The organism is Fusibacter sp. (assembly GCF_057447755.1).
In genome coordinates this window covers 1-4,724 of the sequence record NZ_JBVBZF010000274.1, presented here as the reverse complement: position 1 = coordinate 4,724, position 4,724 = coordinate 1, and the positions used below count along the sequence as shown (strand labels likewise).

6 protein-coding genes are annotated in these 4,724 nt (G+C 34.9%); all 6 read left to right on the top strand.

The features are described 5' to 3' along the window. On the top strand, positions 1-390 hold a 390-nt coding region (locus tag AC220I_RS18325; protein WP_486725310.1), incomplete at its 5' end, for a sensor histidine kinase. 10 nt (positions 391-400) lie between these two features. Continuing rightward, complete coding sequence (locus AC220I_RS18320; RefSeq protein ID WP_486725309.1) at positions 401-1,984, top strand: HD domain-containing phosphohydrolase; 1,584 nt, start codon at positions 401-403, stop codon at positions 1,982-1,984. Between the two features lie 115 nt (positions 1,985-2,099). Beyond that, the gene (locus AC220I_RS18315) at positions 2,100-2,801 is read left to right on the top strand and encodes a radical SAM protein (protein WP_486725311.1); all 702 of its coding nucleotides are present in this window, start codon (positions 2,100-2,102) and stop codon (positions 2,799-2,801) included. Continuing rightward, complete coding sequence (locus tag AC220I_RS18310; protein WP_486725308.1) at positions 2,794-3,303, top strand: QueT transporter family protein; 510 nt, start codon at positions 2,794-2,796, stop codon at positions 3,301-3,303. Before AC220I_RS18315 ends, AC220I_RS18310 begins: the two co-directional genes overlap by 8 nt. 253 nt (positions 3,304-3,556) lie before the next feature. Then, a complete protein-coding gene (locus tag AC220I_RS18305) occupies positions 3,557-4,273 on the top strand; it encodes a phosphatase (protein ID WP_486725307.1) in 717 nt (238 codons plus the stop codon). Positions 4,274-4,433: 160 nt separating this feature from the next. Further along, on the top strand, positions 4,434-4,724 hold a 291-nt coding region (locus AC220I_RS18300), incomplete at its 3' end, for a hypothetical protein (RefSeq protein ID WP_486725306.1).

Sequence of the window (4,724 nt, the reverse complement as noted above, 5' to 3'; positions counted from 1 at the left end):
TCTCACCAGATTGTATTAAATTGTAATAAGGCTTTAGAAATTGTGAGCTTCCCTGGTGCATTCTCTCAAATATTGACCAATCTAATGATGAACTCTATTATTCATGGGTTTGAAAACAGTGAAGGCGGATTAATTACCATTGACGTATCGCTTAATGATCAGCTTTTAAGAATTGATTATAGTGATAATGGTAAAGGCATCTCAAATGAGCATGTTTCTAAAATATTTGATCCGTTTTTTACAACGAATCGAAATAAGGGCGGGAGCGGTTTAGGACTCAACATTGTCTATAATATCGTCACGAGTCAGTTGAATGGTAAAATTCACTGCACTTCAGAACTTGAAAAAGGGACAAAATTTACTATTGAGATCAATTTAGAGGCAGAATAAGGAGCAGAATATGAAGCGCTGGGATACAGAGAAACTGAATTTAGACTTTCTTAAGGAGGATCAGGTTAAGAAAATATCTTCTAAGAAATTGATTAAAATTGTCATTGCAGATGATGATGCTGAAGTTCATTCGATTACAAAGATGATTCTCAAGGGATTTGAGTTTGAAGGGCATGGACTAGAATTTATTGATACTTATTCAGGTTATGAAACTAAAGAAATACTCAAGCAAAACACGGATATTGCAATTCTCTTTTTAGATGTCGTTATGGAGAAACATCATTCAGGTCTAGAGGTTGTTGAATACCTACGAAAAGACTTAAAAAATGAAATGACACGGATCATATTGAGGACTGGTCAACCAGGTGAGGCTCCCGAAGATAAAATCATAAGAGATTATGATATTAATGATTATCGTCTTAAAACAGAGATGACTGTGCAAAGATTGACCACAACTTTGTACAATGCTCTTCGTAACTATAGAGATTTACGAAAGATAGATAAAAACAGAAAGGGACTTGAAAAGATCATTAAAGCAAGTGCGAATTTGTTCAAGCATAGTTCAATAGATGATTTTTTCAATGGGATACTAAATCAGTTATCCTCGTTTTATTCAGAAGAGACTGATATTCTCTATATGAGAGAAAAAAAATCTGAAGGTCTCTTAGGTGGAATTGTTACTCTTGAACAAATGAATGCACCTACAATCGTGGCCGCAACTGGAAAATACACAGATTTTGTAGGCAAGCACATCTCTGATGTGAAAGAGCTTAAAGATGTTTATGAATGGATGAATCGACATTCAAATAGTCTTCAAGAGATTAATTATTTACACAATGGCTTCATTATAAAGAAAAGCGGGAAAAATCGGCTAAACAATTATATTTTCATTGAAGGAGATCGTAATTTATATGATTTCGATCTTATCAATTTGTTTATGACGAACTATTCTGTAGCACTGGATAACTATATTCTCAACTCCATGATTTCAAATACGCAGAAGGAAATTATCATAACCTTGGGGGAAGTTGTTGAAAAACACTTTGATGATACAGGCGGACATATCAGAAGGATATCGGATATGATGTATCGCTTTGCGCTCTTAAATCACTTTTCCTATTCTGAAGGGGAGATGATCAAGGTTGCAAGTACCATGCATGATGTTGGGAAGATTGCAATCCCTGATTCTATCTTGAAAAAACCGGGTAAACTTACAGACGAGGAATTTGCAATTGTAAAGGAACACGCTTTAATCGGATATCAAATCCTCAGCAAGTCCAAACTCGATATTTTAAAGCTTGCTGCAGAAATTGCTCTAAATCATCATGAGAAGTATGATGGTTCTGGCTATCCGTCAGGTATAAGAGAGAGAGAAATACCTCTTAGTGCTCGTATGATGGCAATCGTGGATGTATTTGACGCTATGACCCATAGGAGATGTTATAAAACGGCACAAACGATAGATACAGCTATAAGTTATATTCTTTCTTTAAAAGGTGCGCATTTTGATCCTCATCTAGTGGACGTGTTTGTAGAGAACTTAGATGAGATTATCGCAGATTTAGATTTTGAAGAGGGCATAATGGAATCTTGAAAGGGTCTTGAAAAAAACGCTTTACATGTATATGAAATGTGTTATAATTAAATTCGTCTTTAAGAGTGTTTCCTTGGTACCCACTATAAAAAACAAGGGGTTGATTATTATGACAATTGAACGTTATAGCGTTATTGATCAAAAAAACCCCCGTGAAATTATCCTGCTTAAATCCAGGAAATGTCAATGGGGGATTTGTACTTTTTGTGACTATATTCACGATAATTCGGAAGATGAACATGAAATAGTAACTCTCAATCAAACAGTATTAAAAAAAGTTACAGGGATGCAACGTGCACTGGAAGTGATCAATTCAGGAAGTTGCTTTGAACTACCAGAGGAAACTCTTAGAGACATTAAAACAACGATTGAAGAAAAGAAAATTGAACACTTGTATCTGGAAAGCCATTATATGTATCGCGATAGATTGGATGAAATGCGCCAATTCTTTGATGTGCCGATTACGTTTAAATGCGGTATAGAGACATTTGATGATTATTTTAGAAATAAAGTGCTTCGAAAGGGTGTTCAGTTCAGTTCACCACAAGAAGTTTCAACTTACTTTACTTCAATTTGCTTAATGGTTGGTATAAAGGGTCAAACTCGTGAAATGATTCAAAGCGACATTCAGATTCTTTTAAAGTACTTTAAACACGGATGTATTAATATCTATCAGGATAACTCAACGGAAATCAAGTCTGATCCTGACCTAATCCAATGGTTTAAAGATACTTATTCGCATTTAGAGGCGAATCCATGCCTTGAAATACTTTGGCATAATACTGATTTTGGTGTAGGAGGAGAAACACATGAATAACAAAACAAATTTCTTAGTAAGAACAGCTATCGTAGCATCTCTATATGTTGTGATTACATTTGCACTTTACTTTTTAAGCTATCAAGCAATTCAGTTTAGAGTTTCTGAAGTGATGGTATTATTAGCTTTTATTGATCCTTTATATATTCCAGGACTTGTGATTGGCTGTTTTATGGCAAATATACTTGGTCCATACGGTCTTATCGATGCTGTTTTCGGTTCATTCGCATCCTTAGTAAGTCTTTTAATGATTGTTCAAACGAGAAAGTGGTTTGGAAATAATCTAAAGAGTCTTGTTATTGCAAGTTTATGGCCTGCAATATTTAGCTTTATCATCGCATTTGAAATCACAGTTGTTTTCGGCGCACCTGAATCATTTTGGTTTTGGACATTAATGGTAGCAATCGGTGAGTTCGTTGTGATTACCCTTGCAGGGGTACCTATTTTTAACTGGATTACAAAAAATGAAGGTGTTTTAAAGTTACTACGTTTCAAAAAATAATATTGAGCCACTGTGAGTTGATCATTCACAGTGGCTTTTATAATAAATCATTTGTTTTCATCCAGCTAAGAGCAAGAATGTTTAAAAACGGTTAGATGAGAACGTTAAAGCCAGGACAAGGTTATGGCGTTAAATGATAATGCACTGAAATTTAAAACATAAAATTTGATATTTTGTCTTCCTTTTGTTATAATGCATGTGCATATATTGGATATAAATATGAATTTATTTGTATAGAAAAGCGAGGAAAAGAATGCGTTATATTTTAGATCTACATACTCACACCATTGCAAGTGGTCATGCTTACAGCACCTTAAATGAGAATATCAATGCGGCAAAGAAAAACGGTTTAAAGCTACTTGGTGTTTCAGATCATGCACCTAGTATGCCAGGTAGTACACATGAATTTTACTTTAGTAATTTAAGAGTTATTCCTGAAACGGTTGAAGGGCTCCGCGTTTTAAAAGGCGTAGAGCTGAATATTCTTAATCGTGAGGGTCAAGTAGACCTTCCAGATCGCGAGATGAATCATTTGGATTATGGTATAGCCAGTTTGCATATACCATGCTTTGATGATTTAGGTGTTGTAGGCAATACAGATGCTTTGATTAATGCCATGAAACACCCAAAAGTCAATATTATCGGGCATCCAGACGATGGCAGGTATCCACTTGATTATGAGCGCTTGGTTATTGCTGCAAAAGAGCATGGTGTCCTACTTGAGTTAAACAATAGCTCATTAGCACCAACGGCCTTTCGAAAAAATGCTAGAGAAAACTATATTCATTTACTCTCACTTTGCGAAAAATATCAAGTGCCAGTAATACTTGGGAGCGATGCACATTATATGCTGGATATTGGTAATTTTACTTATGTTGAAGCACTTGTAGAAGAAGTGGGTTTCCCGAAATCTTTAATAATAAATGACAGTTTAGAAAAACTATTTTCCTTTCTTAACTTAAATAAGTAACGCGTGTCATATGATAAAGCGCATCATTTATATTTTGAAAAGTAAATATCTCAGCCTTAAAAGAGTACCGAAAGGTACTTTTTTGACTTTTTTGGTGAGTTTTGGGTATAAACTACTTATACTTATAAGGCTGTTGTTCAGAAAGGAGGCTATACATATCATGGAAAGATTTAGATGGGAAGCGTTAAACGGGAAGAAAGTACTGCATCAAGACTTTTCAAATCTTGGGAAAGACGATGTAATTACTCTGTTGGAACAATCACATAAAGAAATTCAACGGAGTGGTACCAAGGGCATTTATGTCCTTACTAATCTCAAATCAATTAATTTCGATCGCAATACAACAAAGACCTTTGAAATAATTTCAGAGAAAAATAAAAGTTATGTCAAAGCATCTGCAGTATATGGGGTTGGTACGTGGCAAAAGGTTGCGATTGAAGCAGTTGGAAAG

Bases quoted from the DNA above. Each gene is read 5' to 3' on its own strand.
- AC220I_RS18310 (WP_486725308.1), top strand. From the start codon at position 2,794: ATGAATAACAAAACAAATTTCTTAGTAAGAACAGCTATCGTAGCATCT.
- AC220I_RS18305 (WP_486725307.1), top strand. From the start codon at position 3,557: ATGCGTTATATTTTAGATCTACATACTCACACCATTGCAAGTGGTCAT.
- AC220I_RS18320 (WP_486725309.1), top strand. From the start codon at position 401: ATGAAGCGCTGGGATACAGAGAAACTGAATTTAGACTTTCTTAAGGAG.